Below are 20,276 nucleotides of genomic sequence, written 5' to 3' on the forward strand. Positions count from 1 at the left end.
GGAGGAGAAAGCCGGCCGTCGGATCATCATATCGAGGCGTGCGAATGACAGGATCGAACAAGCTTTATCCCAGCGCGGATGCCGCACTGGACGGGCTCTTGAAGGACGGGATGCTGATTGCGGCCGGGGGTTTCGGGCTTTGCGGCATCCCCGAACTGGCGATCGAGGCGATCCTGCGGGCGGGAACGAAGGATCTGACCATTGCCAGCAACAATTGCGGCGTGGACGGGTTCGGGCTGGGCAAGCTGCTCGACAGCCGGCAGATCCGCAAGATGATCTCCTCCTACGTGGGCGAAAACGCCGAGTTCATGCGGCAATACCTCTCGGGCGAGCTGGAGCTGGAGTTCAACCCCCAGGGCACCCTGGCCGAACGCATGCGCGCGGGCGGCGCCGGCATTCCCGGCTTCTATACCCGGACCGGCGTCGGCACCGTGGTCGCCGAGGGCAAGGAACACAAGGATTTCGACGGCCAGACCTATATCCTGGAACGCGCCATCGTCGCCGACCTTTCCATCGTCAAGGGCTGGAAGGCGGACGAAACCGGCAACGTGATCTTTCGCAAGACGGCGCGCAACTTCAACGTGCCGGCGGCGAAATGCGGCCGCATCTGCGTCTGCGAGGTCGAGGAGATCGTGCCGACCGGCAGCCTCGACCCCGACGCCATCCACCTGCCGGGGATCTATGTCCATCGCCTGGTCCAGGGCCAGCATGAAAAGCGCATCGAGCAGCGCACCACCCGCAAGAAGGAGGCTGTCTGATGCCTTGGGACCGCAACCAGATGGCGGCGCGGGCCGCGCAGGAACTGCAGGACGGCTGGTATGTTAACCTCGGGATCGGCATCCCGACGCTGGTGGCGAATTTCATCCCCGAGGGGGTGCATGTGACGCTGCAATCGGAAAACGGCATGCTGGGCATCGGCCCCTTCCCCTATGAGGGCGAGGAGGACCCGGACCTGATCAATGCCGGCAAGCAGACGGTGACCGAGCTGCCGCAGACCGCCTATTTCGACAGCGCCGAGAGCTTCGCGATGATCCGCGGCGGCAAGATCGCCATGGCGATCCTGGGGGCGATGGAGGTGGCCGAGAACGGCGACCTGGCGAACTGGATGATCCCGGGCAAGCTGGTCAAGGGCATGGGCGGCGCGATGGACCTGGTGGCGGGCGTCGGCCGGGTGGTGGTGGTGATGGACCACACGTCGAAGCACGGCGAGTCGAAGGTGCTGAAATCCTGCACCCTGCCGCTGACCGGCCAGGCGGTGGTCAACCGGATCATCACCAATCTGGGCGTGCTGGACGTGGTTCCGGGCGGGCTGAAGCTCGTCGAGCTGGCCGATGGCGTGAGCGAGGCCGAGCTGCGCGCTGCGACCGAGGCGACCATCGTCGGCTGAGCAAGCTCGGCCGAGCGTCAAGGGAGGCGGAGGGGGCTGTCTGCCCCCTCTTGCGGCCTGGGGCCGCAATTCACCCCCGAGGATATTTCGGCAAGAAAGAAGGCCGGAATCGTCTGATTCGGCGTGACGCGCGGGGATGGGCGACTTCCCTGCCCTTTTCGTTCCGAAGGGCTGGCGGGCAGGCTCGGCCCCGCGGGCTTGGGCGGGCTATTCGGAGACCTTCTTCACGAATTGCGATTTCAGGCCCATCTGCCCGATGCCCGGAATCCGGCAGTCGATGTCGTGGTCGCCCTCGACCAGGCGGATGCCGCGCACCTTGGTGCCGACCTTGACCACCGAGGACGACCCCTTGACCTTCAGATCCTTGATCACCGTCACCGTATCGCCGTCCTTCAGGACGTTTCCGACGCTGTCGCGCACTTCGTCGGCAGGCTGGGGCCCCGCGTCCCGGGACCATTCATGCCCGCATTCCGGGCAGACAAGCAGGGCGTCCACCTGATAGGCATAGGTGGAGGAACATTCGGGGCACGGCGGCAGGCTCTGGGTCATGGCCGCCACTCTAGCCTTGGGCCTTGCGCTTGGCCATCGGGAAAACTGCGGCATTCCGGGGCCTTCCGCCGCAGGCGGCGTGCCACGGCAGCGCCTAGACCTTGCTCGTCGTGCCGAGCCCCAACGCGATCGCTACGCGGGCGGCATCGGCACGGTTGTTGATGCCCAGCTTGCGGTAAAGTTCCTTGATATAGTGGCTGACCGTATGTTCGGAAATCGCCAGCCGCGAGGCGATGGCGCAGGTCCGCTCGCCCTGCCCCAGCAAGGACAGGACCTGCTCCTCGCGCCGGGAAAGCCGCACGTCCAGCGGCTCGCCCGCGGGAACCATGCCTTCGCGAAGCCGCTGCGCGAAAGCCAGGGTGTTCTCGATCTTGAGATGCAGCAGGTCCAGGTCGATCGGCTTGGCCAGGTAATCGTCGGCCCCGGCGCGCAGCCCGGCCAGATGCGGCTCGCGATCCGACAGCGCGGTCAGGAAGATGAAGGCGGTGCTTTCCGCCAGCTTGCCCGAGGCGCGCAGGTCGCTCAGCAGTTCGAAGCCGTTGCGGCCGGGCAGCATGACATCGCACAGCACGATGTCGGGCCGGTTTTGCGCCAGCAGAGCCTCGGCCTCGTCGCCGTTGCGCGCGCTCAGAACCTTGTAGCCCCTGGATGCGAGTTCTTCTTGCAGTTCCTCGAGGATGAACAGCTCATCCTCGACACAAAGAATGGTCGCCGGCCCGCGCTGCCGATTCATCGTCCTGTTCCCCTTGGCAGGCACGGCAACGACGAACTCGGACCCCTCACCCAGGCGCGAGGTGAACGTGACCTCGCCGCCGTGCAGCGCAACAATATCACGAACCAGGCTCAGGCCAACCCCGACTCCGGGCAATCGGTGAACATTCGGCGCGCGGTAGAACCGGTCGAAAACCGCGCCCCGCGCCCCCGGCGGGATGCCGGCGCCGCGATCCTTGACGCGACAGAAGATCCGGCCGCCGTCCCGCCATGTCTCCAGGCTGACCGGCGACGGCGCCTCGGAATATTTCATCGCATTCGACAGCAGGTTCAGCACGGCCTGTTCCAGCAGCACGGGATCGGCATCCGCCTGCAGCGGCGTTTCCGACAGGGCGACCTCCAGCACCCTGCCGGGATTGGCCTGCCGCGTCTGCTCGGCGGCGATGCGGGCGATCTGGTTGAAATCGACGATGCGGCGCGACAGCGCGATGTCCTTGCCCTCGACGCTGGCCGAGGCGAGAAAGCCGCTCAGCAGCCGCTCCAGCCGTTCCGCCGCATCCAGGATCCGGCTGAACTTGCGCCTGAGCGTTTCGGAAAGCGGCGTTTCCTCGTCGCGCAACTGCCTCTGCGCGATCATGTGGATGATGGAAACCGGCGTGCGGAACTGGTGCGAGACGGTAACGATGAAGCTGCGATAGACCTCTTTGGCCCGGCGCTCGACCTCCAGCGCCTCCTGCAGCTCGGTCGTGCGCGCGGCGACCGTCCGTTCCAGTTCCGCGCGATGCTCTTGCAATTCCGCCTGCGCGCGCATGGCACGGCGCATGTTGCGCCACAGCAGGCCGGCCATCACCACCCCGGTCAGGAAGGCGCCGCCGACCGCCAGCAGCAGCAATTGCATGACCCGCAACAGGGCTTCGCGGCGGACATGGCGGGCAAGCCTTTCCTCCAGCGCGGTGGCGTTGGTGATCTCGCGCAGGACCGAGGCAAGCACGACGACGCGCGGCATCAGCGCGGCGACATCGGTGGGGTCGAAATCCTGTGCCTGGAAAGCCGCGTCGAGTTCCTCCAGCAGGCTCCTGGCCTGGGCGACCAGGTCGCCGGCCCCGATCTCGCGGAAATAGTCGATCTGCGGCCGATCCGCCATCAGCGCGATGCGGCTGTAGAGAATGTCGAAGCGCAGCAACACGTCTTCGACATCCCGGTCCAGGCTGACGCGATACAGGGTCAGCATCAGGTTCTGCGCCTCGCGATCCGCCTGGTTCGCCGCCCACAGGTTGCGCTCGACAAGTTCCTCGCGAAAAGCGTGGTCGATATTGACCAATTGGAACAGAGAATAGACGAACAGCAGGACGAAGCTGGCAATCGTCAGCAGCGCGAAATGAGACCCGCGCAGGCGCATCAGAGGATGGTGATCTCGAACAGCTGCCAGACCCAGCGTTCGTCCATGACGGCGCGTTGCAGTTCCGGCCGCTGGTCGCGCGGATAGACCAGCCAGAGCGGCCCCTTGTCGCGCACGCGCATGGGCTTGCCGTTCATCTCGCGCGCCAGGATGGGCGCGTAGTCCCAGGCATCGCCGGCAGGAAGCACGATGCCGTAATCGTTCAGCGCCTTCACCAGGAGCTTGCGCCCGGCCAGGTCCGACCGCGACATCCCGCCGCCGGTCAGCACGTCCCGAAGGAAGGGGCCGCGAAAGGTCTGGACGCCCTCGGTCCAGCGGGTCCGCGTGGCGATCTGATGCCAGGGCAGCGCCGCGATGTCCTCGTCCTCCAATTCCCTGACGCGGCCCGAAGGCTCGGTGATCGTCAGCATCGGCCGGGCCGCGTGCGCGAAAAGCGGCGAGGCGGGCGCAAGGGCCGCGATCGAGGCGGACAGGACAAGGGTTCTTCTGCTGAGGAACGTCTCGGGCGCGCGATGCATGGGCTATCTCCAGGGCCAGAACATAGCAACGGAGTATGGCATGCGCGAACCGGGGTATAGCCCGCGCATGCCATTTCATCACCTCCGGCCCGCAGGCCGGCGTACTCGTTACGATAATGAATTTTATAAAAATAGCGTCCCCGAGCTTTCTCGCGACAATCACACGAGCCCGAATGGACACCGGCATTCCTGACAGTTCCGGCGGCATGGCGCCATTCCCCAAAATCGGGGAATGGCCCGCGCCTCGACCGGCTGGGGTGCGATTCGGCCGCGCCGGACGCCTCGGCGGAGCCCTGCCGAGCGCACGCGCTGCTCGCGCCCATGTGTCCTGCCTCGGCTTGTCCGGTCGCTGCCGCGCCGCTAACCGGGAACGAATCCGCTGTTCGGCGATTATGGCCGGGAGCATCGCGATAAAGGAGAAAGCCATGCGTCACCTGTCGCTCTTTCTGGCCGCCCTGCTTGTGGCGGGTCCGGCCCTGGCCGAGAACCGCGGCGTGGTGATCGCCAATGCGCGCTACCAGAACGCACCGGACCTGGCCGATGCCGATGCCGGCGCCGCCGCGGCCGCGATGAGGGCGGCCGGCTTTCGCACCGTGACCGGCGCCGACCTGGTGGTGCGTGACGTGCGCCAGGCGGTTGCCGACCTGCTGCGGCCCGACGATTCGCCCGGCGCGCGGATCGTGCTGCTGAACGGGCGTTTCCTGCATGGCGGCAACGACAGCTGGTATATGGGCACCGATGCCGACAAGCCCGACCTGGTCGGCGCCGGGGCGCAGGGCGTGCCGCTTTCCATGGTGCTGGACCTGATGAAAGAGGCGCGGCCGGGCGCGGTGCTGCTCCTGGGTTCGGACGAGGCCGAAATGGAACATGCGACCGGGCTGGAGAACGGCATCGGCCCGCTGACCCCGCCCGAGGGGGTAACGGTGATCTCGGGGCCGCCCGCGGCAACCAGTGCGGCGGCGGCGGCGCTGCTCGAGCCGGGCACCTCGGTCGGCACGGTGGTCGGCGCCGATGACCGGCTGGTCATGGCCGAGGGCGGCGATGCGCAGCTGGTGCTGGTCGCGGCCGGGCCGCAGGCCGATGCCCCGGCCGGGCCGCTGGAGGCCGACCGCGACCTTTGGGCCCAGGCCGCGGCCGAGGATACGGCGGCGGCCTATCGCGGCTATCTCGACCGCTATCCCGGCGGGCTCTACTCGGCGGCGGCCAAGGCGCGGCTGGATGCGCTGGGGGCGGCGCAGGCGGACCGCGATCTTTGGGCCGAGGCCGCGGCGGCCAATACGGTCGCGGCCTATCAGGATTACCTGGCCCGCTATCCGCAGGGCGAGTTTGCCCAGGCCGCGCAGAACCGGCTGGCCGAATTGCGCCCTGCCCCGGCCCCGGCGCCGGCGCCGGCCCCCGAGATCCAGCAGCCGCGCCAGGTCACGCCGCCGCGCCAGGTCTCGCAGGCCGAACTGACCGAGAACCGGCTGAACCTGTCGCGGGGCGACCGGGTGGCGATCCAGCGCCGGCTGAACACGCTGGGCTATTCGACCGGCGGCGCGGACGGGATCTTCGGCTCGCGCTCGCGCTCGGCCATCCGCGGCTGGCAGCAGCGCAACGGCTATGCGGTGACGGGCTATCTGACCGGGCCGCAGGTGGACGCCATGCGGGCGCAGGCCAATGCAGCCGCCCCCAGCCGCGACCAGCAGGACCGCGCCTATTGGCAACAGACCGGCGCCAAGGGCGGGGTGCGCAACCTGCGCGCCTATCTGGACCGCTATCCCGACGGCATCTATGCCCAGACCGCCCGGCAGCGGCTGGCCCAGGCCGACCGGGACAACCCGCGCCGCGACCGCGAGGACCAGGCCTGGCAGCGCGCGCGGCAGGTCGATACCGTGCAATCCTATACGCAATACCTTCAGAACTTCCCGCGCGGCGAACATGCCGAGCAGGCCCGCCAGCGCCGCAACCGGCTGATCAACCAGGGCCAGATCGGCAATGGCGTCATCGGGCTGGACACGATCATCCGCGAACTGGTGAAGTGACCCGCCCGCTCAGTTCAGCATCACCATGGCCAGGAACGGCCCCGTCTCCAGCAGCATGTCCGAAAAGCGGCGGAAGCTTTCCGGGCTGACCGGCGGCGCGTCCGAAAAGTAATCGGCCAGCGCCCAGCCCTGGATCACCCCGTCCACCGGCAGCGGCGCCGGGTCTTCCAGCCAGGCGCCCAGGTCGATGCCCATCGGCCCGCGCCAGAACGGGATGGTCCTGTCGCCCGCCAGCAGCGCCTCGCCATCGGCCAGCACCGCCTGCCAGGCCGCGCCGGTGCCGGGCGGAAAGGCGATGCCGGTGGCCGAGATCTGGCGGTCGTTCGGGATCCATTCGCCGGCATTGTCGCTTTCCTGCCCGACCAGCGCCCAGAAGCGGCGGTTCTGGTCGATGGTCTGCTGCCAGTGCGCGCGGGCGGCGCGGGTGCGCCCGGCATCGGGCTGGCGGCGCAGCATGTCGATGGCGACGGCCAGCGGGTCGATGAAATCGTCCAGCATCGGCGGCAGCGCAGCCTCGCCCCCGGCCAGGCGGCTTTCGTCGATCCGGGCCCGCATGGCAAAGACCTTTTCCAGGCTGGGCGTCGGGTCGAAGGCCAGCAGCAGTTCGGCACCGCCCGAGACCAGGTGCGTATAGGCCGCAAGCCAGGCCGCATCGGCGCGGTCGAAGCGGATCACCGGCGGCGCGGGCGGCGGGGCCGCTTGGCCGGTCTCGGGGTCAAAGGCCGGCATGCCGGACCAGACGATGCCGGCCAGCAGTTCCGCCGCGCCCTCGCCCATCCCGCGCCGGCCGTCGGCATCCAGGTCGAACCACAGATCGCCCAGCGAGATCGCCAGCCCGAAATCCTCGTCCTCGGCCAGCCCCTCCAGCGCGGCGCGGCTGCGCGCCATCGCCTCCAGCGTGGCCTGGGTCTGCTCGGCCAGCGCCTCGGGCGGCATCGGCTGCGGCGGCACGGATTGCGGCAACTCGGCGGCCGAGCCGAAGATCATCCCGCCAAAGGGCGCGACGCCATAGGTCACGCGCCAGCGCCAGGCCGCCTCGACCGCGCCCAGGAACTCCAGCCCGGCAATGGCGAAACGCTCGTCGGGCGCCGGGTCGGACAGCGCGTGCAGCCGCGCCAGCGTGGGCGCGATGCCCTGCTGCGCGATCTCCCGCGACAGGGCCGAAGGATCGACCGGTTGCCGCGCCAGGGCGGGCGCGGCGGGCGCGGCAAGAACAAGCGCCAGCGAAAGAACCAGCCGCCTCATGGCCGGCCCTCCGCCAGGCGCTGCGCCAGCTTGCGCCGCGTCCAGTCCTCCAGCGCCAGTTCCTCTGCCCGGTCGCGGGCGCGCAGCCAGATCGGATCGGCGCCGAAGCGCGCCTCCAGCCGCGCCATCAGCGCCTGCGCCGGCCCGTCGCCCGCAGCCGCGGCCAGCGTGGCAAGCCGCCAGGCCAGCGCATAGCTGCGCGTCACGCCCTCGCCCCGCTCATGAGCCAGCGCCGCGTCGCGCAGCGCCTGGGTCGAGGCGAAGCTGCCCTCGGGCGGGGCGGTTTCGGCCGCCTCCTGCGCCGCCAGCAGATCGGCGGTGCCGAGCCGCGCCTCGATCCGCTCCAGCACCCCGGCCGCACCCGTCACCCCTTGCGCCGCCGCCCGCAGCGCATGGCCATAGGCAAGCGCGGGATCGGTGTCGGCCGTCAACCGCGCCAGGGCCAGCGCCACCTCGGCATCCTCGCGCAAGGGGGTCAGCAACTCGACGGCCCGGCGGCTGTTCTGCGGCACCCCCCTGCCCTCGGCCAGTGCCAGGCCCAGGGCGCGGTTGTCCTGATGCGTCGCGGGATCGGCGATCAGCGCCACCGGCGGCGTGGGCAACCCGTTCGAGAAGCGCGGCCGGAACAGCGTCGCCGCATCTTCGGGCCCCGCCCAAAGCGTCGTGTCGAAGGCTACCGGCTCGGCCGGGCGGATCTCGGCGGTGACACGGCCCGGCTCGGCCATGAAGGCGCGCAGGGCACGCACCAGCCCCTGCTGGGACTGGTGCAGGGCGCTGCCCGGCTCGGCGGTCAGCAGCGCCTGCAAGGCCTCGGGACTGCTGGCCTCGGGCGGCAAAAGCGGCTTCAGCCTTTCCCAGACACCCAGGTTCTCGACCGACAGATGCGCCGCGCGCAGCGTGCCGCGCAGGCCGATCTGCGGCGTCTCGTCCGTCTCGGCCCCGGCCTCGTCAGCCTGGCTCGCCGCCGTGATCTTTTCGAAGAAATCCGGAGAAAACAATGAAACATAATCGAAATCTGCGCTCGCCTCGATCCGGGCGATGCCGGGGCTGATCGCCCGGATGTCGGCGCTCAGCGCGCCGCTGCCCGCAGCCTGGCGCAGATCGACCGACAGCGCCGCCAGGGGGATGCTGGCCCCGCCCGTCACCACGCCGATCATGGCCGCGTCGGCGCCGAAGCAGTTGTTGGCGATCGACAGTTCGGCGGCATCCAGGCGCAGCCGCGATTCCGCGTCGCTCCAGAGGCTCAGGCCCGAGACCTGCAACCGCCCCAGCGCAACCCGGCAATTCCTGTGCCGGCCCAGCCCGGCGATTTGCAGGTCGCGCAACACCAGCCCGCCGCGGGCCGCGTCGATCTCCAGCCCGTCATAGCGGATGTCGGCCACCATCCGCGCATAGGAAATCGCCCCGCGCACCAGCCCCGCCGCGATATTTGCGGGGGAAAAGACGCTGGTCGTCGCCGGCGCAGGCTCGGCAGGGGCGGCGCCGGCCAGGGCCAGCGAAAGGACGGTGCCGGCGGCAAGGCGTCGGGCAAGCGGGCGCATGGTCTTTCTCCTCTTGCTGCTTGGGCAAGAAGGGAAAGCATCGGCGCGGAACTTGCAAGCCGCTTCGCCGCCGGGGCCGCCCTATTCGGTCAGCACGTGCCAGACGCCGCCCCGGCCGTCGCCGGTCGTCTCGCCCGCAGCCTTGTCACCGGCATAGTAATAGAGCGGCTTGCCGTCATAGGCCCATTGCAGCGCACCGTCGTTGCGCTCGACCAGGGTCCAGCCCTCGCCCTTGTCCTCGTCGCTGCTGCCCAGATAGGGCGGCCAGTTTCGGGCGCAATCGTCGTAGCAGGCGGATTTTCCCTCGGCATCCCGGTCGAAGGTGTAAAGCGTCATGCCGCCATCGCCCGTGACCACGGTCTGGGCCTGCGCCGCGCCAAAGGACAGCAGGGCAAGCCCCGCCGCCATGCAGATCGAAACCATCTTCATGATCGACACCCCGGAGCATCTTGCATCGGACAGCGGCCGGTCAGGCGCATGGCCCGCCTGCTCCCTTGCGGGACGCATGACTGCCGGCCGCGGACATGATAGGCGCGTCCCCGGCCGGCGTCGATGGGTTTTGCGCGGATCAGCCGGCGCGGCGCACCCGGCAGGATCGCATCGGCGCCCCTGGCGCAGGTGCCTTCGGCCGGGGCGATGGAATGGCACGGGTGCCGCCCTCCCCGCGCCCGGTGACGAAGCGCGCCAGAGCCAGCCGTCCCTCGGCCGTCCCGGCATGGTTCCCGCCGGTCCCGCCGCCGCCCGCCGCGCGACCAGATCGGTGCGCGCGTCGCAATCGATCGCGCCATCGGCCTGGAGGGGCGATGACAGGCGTTCGGATGCCATCCAGAACCCTGCGGGAGCGTCATGTCGCAGCCCTTCCCCACGGGTTTTTCCTGTCCCGTGGCAGGGCGGGGCACCCGCCCCGCCGCACAGGAGAATGTTCAGGCATGAGGCATCAGGAAGGCCGCGCCATCCGTCGCGCCGCCCTCTGCCCGGCTATTGCGCCGCCAGCAGTTCCGGCACCGACAGCAGGATGAATTCGTTATCCGCCGCCGTGCCGATCCGCCGCCCGCCCGAGAAGGGCAGGTTGTTGTCATTGGCCAGCATGATGTGGTTCTCGTCCACCCGCGCCACGTCCTCGATGGTGAAGAAGGGGAAGGTGAAATTCCCCTGCTCGGGCTTGTGGTCCGGCAGCGCCCTGCCCTCCGGGTCGGCGATGTCCAAGAGGTCGACATGGCCGATGCGGCGCAGATAGCCCTCGGCATCCGGGCTGGCGGTATCGACCAGCACCACCCGTTTCAGCCGCGCGGGCAGCGGATAGCAGGCCGACATGTCCACCGCGCCCTCGGGGCAGGCACGGGCGGCATCGCCCTCGCCATTGTCGCGTTCGATCACCAGGGCGCGGGTCTCGTCGATGAAGTTGAAATCGCCGATGGCCGTGGCGCCCTCGGACAGCCTGAAGCGGTAATGCTCGCCGGTCCAGTCGGCCTTGCCGGTGTCGAAACTCATCACCCGCAGGAAATCGCCCTCGGGCTGGCCGTCATCGCCCAGAAGCGGCTTTTCCAGCATCGCCCAAAGCAGGCCGGTGCCGGGTTGCAGGGCCATGCCCTCATAGCCGCCCGACCGCTGGACGCGGAAATCGCGGCCCGGCTGGGCGGGCACGGCGATGCCGGGCGTGTCGGGGCCGGCCAGCGCCTCGCCCTCCAGCCGGGTCGGATGCACCGACAGCACCCGCCCGTCCATGGCCACGCGCAGGATATAAGGGCCGAACTCGTCGCCGATCCAGATCTCGCCGTCCAGATACTGGATGCTTTCGGGGTCGAAATCGGCGCCGGTCAGATAGCGGCTTTCGGTCGTCTCGTTGGCGATGCGGAACGGCACCTTGCGGTCGGGGTCGCGCAGGAACACGGTCTCCAGCCGCTCGACGGTGCCGGCGGCGAAATCCGGCTGCATGCGGTGAAAGAACAGCATGGCGTCGGGGCTGTTGGCCTTGGAGCCGAAGCCGTTGTCGGTCAGGGTGAACCAGCTGCCGTCCGGGGCACGATTCATGGCAAAGCCCGACATGCCCTGGACCGGCTGGCCCAGGAAGGGCAGCGCGATGCCCGTCTTGTGGCTGCCATAGGTCGGGCCGGTATCGCCCTCGACCGACATCGGCGCATCCGCCGGCGGCGGGACTATGGTAAAGGCGGGCAGCACCGCATGGCCCGCCAGCCGGGCCGGAAAGGTCTCTTCGGCAAGGGCAGCGGGGGCCATGGGGGCGGCGATGGAGCAGGCAAGCAAGGCAAGGCCAAGGCGCATGGTTCGAAATCCTTTGTCGTCGCGATGCCGCCGCTTTAGGCTGGGCAGGTGACAGCGATGCGGCAGGTCGGTGTCAGATCCGTGATGCCGTCCCGCCCGAATGCCGGGCAATGCCGGGTCACCGGGCGGTGCGTGCAGGTTTTTGGGAACCCTGCCGCCGCCCGGGCCCTTCCTTACCGGGAGGCGACAGCGAGAAGCGACGGGACGGAGACGGAACCATGCAGGCAGACGGCGCCGGTGTCGGGAGCCCGGAGGGCGGCGGAATGGGGGCGACCGCAGCGTCGATCTTCGAGGCGGCCGGGCGCGCGGTCCTGGAGCAGCAGCGGCTGCAAACGACCGGCTTCGACCCCCGCGCCGCGCGCTTCGACCTGGCGCAGGCGGCGCGGGACCAGCGCGTGCTGTATCAGGCCGCGCTGCGCGCCGATGCCGAGAGCGAGCATATCACCACCGCGACGCGCTGGCTGCTGGACAATTACCACACCATCGCCGAGACCTATCGCCACCTGACCCGCGACCTCAGCCCGGCCTTCCTGCGCTCGCTGCCGCGCGGGCAGTTCCAGCCGGTGGCCGAGCCGATCCCCCGCGTGCTGGCCCTGGCCTGGGACTATGTCACCATGACCGACGGCGACCTGCGCGAACGCAGCTTCGCCGATTTCATCGCCGGGGCGCAGCAGGTGGATTGGCTGACCATCGGCGAGCTGTGGTCGCTGCCCTCGATGCTGCGCTATGCGCTTTTGCTGCGCATGCTGCGGCTGAGCGAGGAGACCGAGCGCGCCCGCCGCGGCCGGCGCGAGGCCAATGCCGCCATGGACCGGCTGATGGCCATGGACGAGCCGGGGCCTGCGGATTTCGACTTGGCGGTGCCCGGTCCCGCCCTGCAGGACGCGGCCTTCGTCGCGCAGGTGATCTATCGCGTCCATGCCGGCCTCGACCGCACCCATGCCATCACCGAACAGCTCGCCCGCCGGCTTGCAGCGCAGGGCCGCACCGCCGAGCAGGTGATGGCCGGCGAACAGACGCGCCAGACCGCGAACAACGTCACCGCCGCCCATATCATCCGCGCGCTGAAGCGCCTGGACGAGATCAACTGGCGCGAATGGTTCGAGGCCACCAGCCGCACCGAGGCGATCCTGCGCGAGGATCCCGACCACCAGCGCCTTGCCCCCCAGACCCGCAACGCGATCCGCAACCGCATCGAGATGATCGCCCGCCATTCCGACCTGGCCGAGCCCGAGGTGGCCGAGCGCGCGCTGGCGGCGGCCGGGCGGCGGGACATCCCGGTCTCGGTCGTGCTGCTGGGCGACGACGCGCCGCGCTTCGAGGCCGATTGCGGCTATCGCCCGGTCTGGCGCGAGCGGCTGGCCCGGCTGGCCCGGCGCCACGGCATCCTCAGCCTGATCCTGCCGCTGGCGGCTCTGATGCTGCTGGCGGTGCTGCTGTGCCTGGCCTATGTGCCGGCACAGACCGGCGGCTTCCTGGCCGCCACGCTGATCGTGCTGTCGCTGGCGGCCTTTCTCGATGCGGGGCTGGCGCTCTTGCGCTTCATGGCCAGCCGGCTGATCGCGCCGGCGCAGCTGCCCGCCTATGAGTTCAAGGACGGCATCCCGCCCGACCATGCCACGCTGGTCGCCATCCCCTGCCTGCTGACCAGCCTCGACACCATCGACGACCTGCTGAGCAATCTCGAGGTGCATTACCTTGCGAACCCCGATCCGGCGCTCAGCTTCGCGCTGCTCACGGATTTCACCGATGCGCCCGAGGAGACGACGCCGCGCGACGCCGAACTCTTGGCCTATGCCCGCCAGGGCATCGCGGCGCTGTCCGAGAAATACGCCCATATCGGGCGGCGCTTCTACCTGCTGCACCGGCGCCGGCAATGGAACGAGGCCGAGGGCGCCTGGATGGGATGGGAGCGCAAGCGCGGCAAGCTGGTCGAGCTGAACGCGCTTCTGCGCGGCAGCCCCGACACCAGCTTCGTCGATACCGGCCCGCGCCCGCCCGAGGGCATCCGCTATGTGGTGACGCTGGACGCCGACACGCGGATGCCGCGCGACACGGTGCGGATGCTGGTCGGCATGATGGCGCATCCGGTCAACCGCCCGGTCTACGACCCGGCGCGGCAGCGCGTCATCCGCGGCCACGGGCTGATCCAGCCGCGCGTCACCTCGCTTCTGAAACACGGCAGCCAGACCTCGCCCTTCCAGCGCATCCTGTCGCAGGACAAGGGGATCGACCCCTATGTCTTCACCGTCTCGGACCTGTACCAGGATCTTTTCGGCCAGGGCACCTATACCGGCAAGGGCATCTATGACGTCGATGCCTTCGCCATCGCCGCCCAGGACGGCATCCGCGAGAACTCGGTCCTCAGCCACGACCTGATCGAGGGCGCCTGGTTGCGCGCGGCGCTGGCGACCGACGTGAACTTCATCGAGGAATACCCCAAGCGCTTCGACGTGGACCTGTCGCGCCAGCACCGCTGGGCGCGCGGGGACTGGCAGTTGCTGCCCTATCTGCTGGACCTGCGCAACGGGCTGGATGCGCTGGCACGGTTCCGCATCGTGGACAACCTGCGCCGCAGCCTGCTGCCGGTCTCGCTGATGCTGGCGGGGCTGGTGGCGGTGATCGGCCTGCCCCATGCCGATGCACTGTTCTGGCTGGGCCTGCTGGGCGTCTCGGTCGGGCTGTCGCAGTTGCTGGGCTGGCTGATGGGGCTGATGCCGCGCCAGTCCGGGGTGGCGCGGCTGCGGCACATGCTGGTCATCGGCAACGAGCTGATAGACCAGATCACCGCCTTCATGATGCGGCTGACGCTTTTGCCGCAGATGGCCTTCAGCATGGTCGATGCGATGGTGCGCAGCCTGTGCCGGGTCTATGTGTCGCGGCGGCACCTGCTGGAATGGACCACCGCCGACGCCATGGCCCGCCGCGCGCACGAGACGCTGCCCGGCCATTTCCTGCTGATGCGCGGCGGGCTGGCGCTGGCGCTTGGCTTCGTCGCGCTGGCGGCGCTGCTGCGCCCCGAGAACCTGGCGCCGGCGCTGGTGCTGGGCGTGCTGTGGCTGGGCGCGCCGCTGATCGCCTGGGTCAGTGCCCGCCCGATCGAGCATGAGGGCGCCCGCCCCCTGACCGCCGAGGAGCGGCTGGAATGGCGGGCCGAGGCGCGGCTGATCTGGCGCTTTTTCGAGACCTTCGTGGACGCGCGCACCAATCACCTGCCCCCCGACAACTACCAGGACCATCCGCAGCCCAAGCTGGCCGAGCGCACCTCGCCCACCAATATCGGGCTATACCTGCTTTCGACCGTGACCGCGCATGAGTTCCGCTGGATCACCCTGCGCGAGGCGCTGGACCGCATCGAGGCCACGCTGAGCACCATCGAGCGGCTGGAACGGCATCGCGGCCATCTCTACAACTGGTATGCGACCGATACCTTGCAGCCCCTGGGCACCCGCTATGTCTCGGCGGTGGACAGCGGCAATCTGGCGGGGCATCTGATCACGCTGTCCTCGACGCTCAAGGAGTGGACGCGCAACCCGGCGCTTTATCATCTGCCGGAACTGTCGGGCGCGGTGGACATCCTGTCGCTGATGCGCCGCCTGCATGCGGCCATCCCGCGCGAGCGGCGCAGCCTGAACCCGCTGCGCGACCGCATCGAGGAACGCATCGCCGGGCTGTGGCACAGCATGGCCAGCGCCCAGGCGCCGCATCTCGCGCCCCTGCATGTGCAAAGCTACGCCCGCGCCGCCGCGAACCTGCAGGTGCTGATCCAGGGCCTCGTGACCGAGATCCCCACCGCCGCCGCACGCGAGCTGGATTGGTGGACGAGCCGGCTGGTCTCGACCTGCGACGAGATGGAAAACCTGGGCCGCATCGACCCCGACGAGGTGGCCCTGTCGGCCCGGCGCATGGCGGCGCTGGCCGAACGCGCCCGCGCCTTCGCCTTCGAGATGGATTTCGCCTTCCTCCTGGACCCCGAGCGCCAGCTGCTCGCCATCGGCTACAATTGCGTCGAGGGCGCGCCGGACCAGTCCTTCTACGACCTCCTGGCCTCGGAGGCGCGGCTCGCCTCGCTTTTCGCCATCGCCAAGGGCGACCTGCCGACCGAGCACTGGAACCGGCTCGGCCGGCCGATGACGGTGATGCCCTATGGCTCGACGCTGGTCAGCTGGTCGGGCTCGATGTTCGAATACCTGATGGCGCCCCTGGTGATGGACGAACCGCCCGGCTCGATCCTGCACAGTTCCTGCGATGTCGCGGTCGAGGCGCAGATCCGCGACGGCTGGCGCGCCGGCCGGCCCTGGGGCGTGTCGGAAAGCGCCTATAACGCCCGCGACGCGCAGATGAACTATCAGTATTACGCCTTCGGCGTGCCGGAACTGGCACTGCGGCGCTGGCTGCGCGACGACCAGGTGGTCGCACCCTATGCCAGCTTCATCGCCGCCGGCTTCCGCCCGCGCAGCGCGCTGAAGAACCTGCACCGGCTGGCGAATCTCGGCGCGCGCGGCGAATACGGCTTTTTCGACGCGGTGGACTTCACCCCCTCGCGCCTGCCGCAGGGGCATAAATGCGCCGTGGTGCGCAGCGTGATGGCCCATCACCAGGGCATGAGCCTGATCGCCATCGCCAATTGCCTGATGGACGGGCTGCACCGCAACCGCTTCAACGCCGATCCGGTGATCGAAAGCGTCTCGACGCTCTTGCAGCAGAAGACCCCGCGCGAGGTCTCGCCGCTCCTGCGCGAGACGATGCGCCGCCGCCTGCCCGGCCCGTCCGAACTGGGCCAGACCGAGATCGTCGAGGTGGCCGATGCCGCCGCCGCGCCCCATACCGTCGCGGTCATGTCGAACGGGCGGCTGTCGATGCTGCTGGATGCCAGTGGCGCCGGGCGGCTGCGCATGGACGGCACTGCCATCACCCGCTGGCGGCCCGACCCGGCGGCGGATGCCTGGGGCGAGTTCCTGTTCATCCGCGACCTGGCCTCGGGGCGCTGGTGGTCGGCCACCGCCGCGCCCGGCTTCGACCCCGAGATCGCCTATGCCGCCCGGCTGTTCGACTACAAGGCGAATTTCGCCGCCCTGGGCGAGGGCATCCATTGCGAGACCGAGGTGATCCTGTCCGACGACCTGGACGCGCGCGGCGCGCGGGTCAAGCTGCGCAACCTGTCGGACCGGCCGCGCCAGCTGGCGCTGACCAGCTATGGCGAGATCGTGCTGGACCAGAACGACGCCGACCGCGCCCATACCGCCTTCTCGCGCATGTTCGTCGCGACCGAGGCCCAGCCCGAGCGCGGCCGCATCTTCGCCCGCCGCAACAAGCGCAACCCGCATGACCCAGACCGCCACCTGATGCATCTGAGCGCCGGGGCCGGCGTGCCCGATGGCGCGGCCACCGACCGGCGGCTGTTCATCGGCCGCGGCCGCTCGATCCGCGCGCCGCAGGCGCTGGACGATCCCGACCTGCTGACCCAGGTGGCGCCGGGCGAAAACTATACGCTGGACCCGATCTTCTCGCTCAGCCGGCGGCTGACCCTGGATCCGGGGAAAGAGGCGGTCGTGACCTTCTGGACCGTCGCCGCCGCCAGCCGCGAGGCGCTGGAAGAGGCGCATCTGCACCTGGCCGACGAAGCCAGCTATGACAACGAACACCAGATGGCCTGGACCCGTAGCCAGGTGCAGCTGCATCATGCCAGCATCACCCCCGAGGAGGCGGCGCTGTTCCGCCGCTATGCCGCGCTGCTGGTCTATCCCAACCAGATGCTGGCCTCGCAGGTGCGCCATGTCATGGGACCGCAATCGGCGCTCTGGCCGATGTCGGTCTCGGGCGACAATCCGATCATGGTGCTGCGCATCAACGACCCCGACCTGATGCCGGTGGCCCGCCAGGCGATCCGCATGCAGGAATACCTGCGCATGCGCGGCCTCGAATGCGACCTGGTGATCCTGAACGAGCAGCGCGTGAGCTATGCCGCCCATCTGCACGAGGCGCTGAACAACCTGTGCCACAGCATGCAGTTGCTGCATTCGCGCCCCTCGGTCTTTGCCGTCGATGCCAACGGGCTTTCGGCCGAGACGCGCGACACGCTGCTGGCCGTGGCGCGCGTGGTGATCCATGCCCAGAACGGCAGCCTGGCCGGGCAGATCCAGCGGCTGGAGGCGGCCGAGCTGCGCCGCGGCATCGCCCGTCCGCCGGCCCGGCCCCTGCAGCGCCCCGCGCTGCGCAGCGATTTCCCTCCCGAGGATCTGCATTTCTGGAACGGCACCGGCGGCTTCGACGCGCAGGGCAATTACGTCATCCGCCTGCGCCATGGCGAGGCGACGCCGAACCCCTGGATCAATGTCGTGGCCCGCAGCGATTTCGGCTTTCACATCTCGGCCGAGGGCGCGGGCTTTACCTGGTCGGCCAATTCGCGCGACCACCAGCTGACGCCCTGGTCGAACGACGCGGTCAGCAACCCGCCGGGCGAGGGCATCCTGATCCGCGACCTGGGCACCGGCGCGATCCACACCCCCTATGCGGCGCTGTCGAGCCAGCGCGAGGCACTTTACCAATGCCGCCACGGCGCCGGGTTTTCCGAATTCACCGCCTGGTCGGGCGAGCTGGAGATCACCGCGCTGCACAGCCTGACGCCCGATGCGGCCCTGCGGGTGATCGGGCTGCGGCTGACCAACCACGGCACGCGCCGGCTGACGCTGGACGTGGCACATTTCCTGGAGCCGGTGATGGGCGGCGCCCGCGCCAAGACCGCGCCCTATCTGCAGCTGCGCTACCTGCCCGAGGCGCGGGCGGTGGAATGCGAGAACCCCTATTCCATCGACTATGCCGGCCAGCGCATGATCCTGTCGGTGGACCGCGAGGTGACGGGGCTATGCCTGTCGCGGCTGATCTGGCAGGGCCGCAACCGCGACGCCGGCCTGCCGGCCTGGTTCGACGCCACGCTGAGCCGCCGCTTCGTGCATCGCCACGACGGCGACCCGGTGATGATGCTGGAAACCCGCATCGAGATCGAGCCGGGCGAAAGCCAGAACGTGACCTTCCGGCTGGCCGCCGCGCCCGGCGCCGCCGCAGCCCCGCTGCTGGCCCGCACCGACACCGCCCGGCAGGCCGCCACCGCCCAGACCGAGCATTGGCAGCACATCTTCGACCGCCTGCAGGTGCAGACCCCCGACCCGGCCTTCGACCTGATGGTGAACCGCTGGCTGCCCTATCAGGCCATCGCCTGCCGGATCCGGGCGCGCTCGGCCTTCTACCAGGCTTCTGGGGCCTACGGGTTCCGCGACCAGTTGCAGGACACCTCGGCCATGCTGGTCTATGATCCGGCGCTGGCCCGCGCCCAGTTGCTGGAAGCCGGCTCGCGCCAGTTCCCCGAAGGCGACGTGCAGCATTGGTGGCTGCCCGGCACCGGCGCGGGCGTGCGCACCCTGATCGCCGACGACGTGGTCTGGCTGGGCCATGCGCTGGCGCGCTATGTCGAGGTGACGGGCGACCGGAGCGTCCTGGACGAGCCCCTGCCCTTCATCCTGGGCCGCGCGCTGGAGCCGGGCGAACACGATGCCTTCTACCGGCCCGAGACCAGCGACCGCATGGCCCCGCTTTACGACCATGCCGCGCTGGCGCTGGAACTGGCCATCGCGCGCACCGGCGAACAGGGCCTGCCGCTGTTCCTGGGCGGCGACTGGAACGACGGCATGAACCGCGTCGGCGCGGCGGGGCGCGGCCAGTCGGTCTGGATGGGCTGGTTCCTGGCCCAGACCATCGCCATGATGGCCCCCCTGGCCGAGGCGCGCGGCGAGGACGGGCGCGCGAAACGCTGGCGCGCCCATGCCGCCAAGCTGTCCCGCGCGCTGGACCGGCACGGCTGGGACGGCGGCTGGTATCTGCGCGGCATTTATGACGACGGCACACCGCTGGGCTCGGCCGCGTCGCAGGAATGCCGCATCGATTCCATCGCGCAAAGCTGGTCGGTGATCTCGGGCGCCGGGCGCAGGGACCGCCGCGACCCGGCGCTGGACGCGGCGCTGGAGCATCTGCTGGACGAGGACGGCATGCTCTTGCGGCTGTTCACCCCGCCCTTTGCCCGCGCGCCGCAGGATCCCGGCTATATCAAGGGCTATCCGCCCGGCGTGCGCGAGAACGGCGGGCAATATACCCATGCCGCGATCTGGATGGTGCAGGCGCTGTGCATGGCGGGCCGCGCCGACGACGCCTGGCGGGTGTTCCGGCTGCTCAACCCGATCAGCCATGCCAGCGACACCGCCACCCTGCAGGTCTATCGCGGCGAGCCCTATGTCGTCGCCGCCGATGTCTATGGCGCCGAGGAAAAGACCGGCCGCGCCGGCTGGACCTGGTATACCGGCTCGGCCGGCTGGCTGCACCGCGTCGCGGTCGAGCATATCCTGGGCCTGCGCATCAAGGACGGCGAAAGGCTGGAGGTGGCGCCCGCCCTGCCCTCGCATTGGCCGGGCTTCCGCGCCAGGGTGATGATCGGCAATCGCCGGCACGAGGTCGAGGTGACGCGCGACCAGGCCGGCACCCCGCGTATCCGCATCGACGCCGAGGGGGCGGCATGACGGCCCGCTTCTGGCAGGCGACACGGCCCAAGGCCCGTCGCGGCGGTGCCCGCGC

At 69.5% G+C, this 20,276-nt stretch carries 11 protein-coding genes; 4 read left to right on the top strand and 7 right to left on the bottom strand.

Annotated features, from left to right (window positions below; all coding sequences use genetic code 11):
* Positions 1-44 precede the first annotated feature (44 nt).
* On the top strand, positions 45-758 hold the full coding sequence (locus tag ESD82_RS09280) for a CoA transferase subunit A (protein WP_024843881.1): 714 nt from the start codon (positions 45-47) through the stop codon (positions 756-758).
* Positions 758-1,387, top strand: coding sequence for a 3-oxoacid CoA-transferase subunit B (locus ESD82_RS09285; RefSeq protein ID WP_024843882.1), 630 nt, complete (start codon positions 758-760; stop codon positions 1,385-1,387). The genes ESD82_RS09280 and ESD82_RS09285 overlap by 1 nt, the downstream gene beginning before the upstream one ends.
* 207 nt (positions 1,388-1,594) lie before the next feature.
* Here ESD82_RS09285 and ESD82_RS09290 read toward each other — a convergent pair whose 3' ends face one another.
* From ESD82_RS09290 to ESD82_RS09300, 3 genes are all read right to left on the bottom strand, one after another.
* A complete protein-coding gene (locus ESD82_RS09290) occupies positions 1,595-1,936 on the bottom strand; it encodes a zinc ribbon domain-containing protein YjdM (RefSeq protein WP_024843883.1) in 342 nt (113 codons plus the stop codon).
* Positions 1,937-2,030: 94 nt separating this feature from the next.
* The gene (locus ESD82_RS09295; protein WP_151208814.1) at positions 2,031-4,046 is read right to left on the bottom strand and encodes an ATP-binding response regulator; all 2,016 of its coding nucleotides are present in this window, start codon (positions 4,044-4,046) and stop codon (positions 2,031-2,033) included.
* Positions 4,046-4,456 carry a molybdopterin-dependent oxidoreductase gene (locus ESD82_RS09300; RefSeq protein ID WP_244314509.1) on the bottom strand — a complete coding sequence of 137 codons (411 nt, stop codon included), beginning with the start codon at positions 4,454-4,456 and terminating at the stop codon, positions 4,046-4,048. Before ESD82_RS09300 ends, ESD82_RS09295 begins: the two co-directional genes overlap by 1 nt.
* Before the next feature lie 533 nt (positions 4,457-4,989).
* Here ESD82_RS09300 and ESD82_RS09305 point away from each other — a divergent pair.
* A complete protein-coding gene (locus tag ESD82_RS09305) occupies positions 4,990-6,588 on the top strand; it encodes a peptidoglycan-binding protein (RefSeq protein WP_028710238.1) in 1,599 nt (532 codons plus the stop codon).
* 9 nt (positions 6,589-6,597) lie between these two features.
* Here the strand turns inward: ESD82_RS09305 and ESD82_RS09310 are convergent, their stop codons facing one another.
* From ESD82_RS09310 to ESD82_RS09325, 4 genes are all read right to left on the bottom strand, one after another.
* Positions 6,598-7,833 (bottom strand): hypothetical protein, encoded by a 1,236-nt coding sequence (locus tag ESD82_RS09310; protein WP_028710239.1) that lies wholly within the window; start codon positions 7,831-7,833, stop codon positions 6,598-6,600.
* Positions 7,830-9,374: an SEL1-like repeat protein gene (locus tag ESD82_RS09315; RefSeq protein ID WP_024843888.1), complete on the bottom strand. Its 1,545-nt coding sequence runs from the start codon at positions 9,372-9,374 to the stop codon at positions 7,830-7,832. Before ESD82_RS09315 ends, ESD82_RS09310 begins: the two co-directional genes overlap by 4 nt.
* An 81-nt stretch (positions 9,375-9,455) precedes the next feature.
* A complete protein-coding gene (locus ESD82_RS09320) occupies positions 9,456-9,803 on the bottom strand; it encodes a COG4315 family predicted lipoprotein (protein ID WP_024843889.1) in 348 nt (115 codons plus the stop codon).
* A gap of 549 nt (positions 9,804-10,352) precedes the next feature.
* A complete protein-coding gene (locus tag ESD82_RS09325) occupies positions 10,353-11,654 on the bottom strand; it encodes an esterase-like activity of phytase family protein (protein ID WP_147429282.1) in 1,302 nt (433 codons plus the stop codon).
* A 263-nt stretch (positions 11,655-11,917) separates the two neighbouring features.
* On the opposite strand from ESD82_RS09325, the gene ESD82_RS09330 reads away from it, so the two are divergent.
* On the top strand, positions 11,918-20,221 hold the full coding sequence (locus ESD82_RS09330; RefSeq protein ID WP_244314510.1) for a GH36-type glycosyl hydrolase domain-containing protein: 8,304 nt from the start codon (positions 11,918-11,920) through the stop codon (positions 20,219-20,221).
* The last annotated feature ends 55 nt before the right edge of the window (positions 20,222-20,276 follow it).

The sequence above is a fragment of the Paracoccus pantotrophus genome (genome assembly GCF_008824185.1).
GTDB classification, from domain to species: domain Bacteria; phylum Pseudomonadota; class Alphaproteobacteria; order Rhodobacterales; family Rhodobacteraceae; genus Paracoccus; species Paracoccus pantotrophus.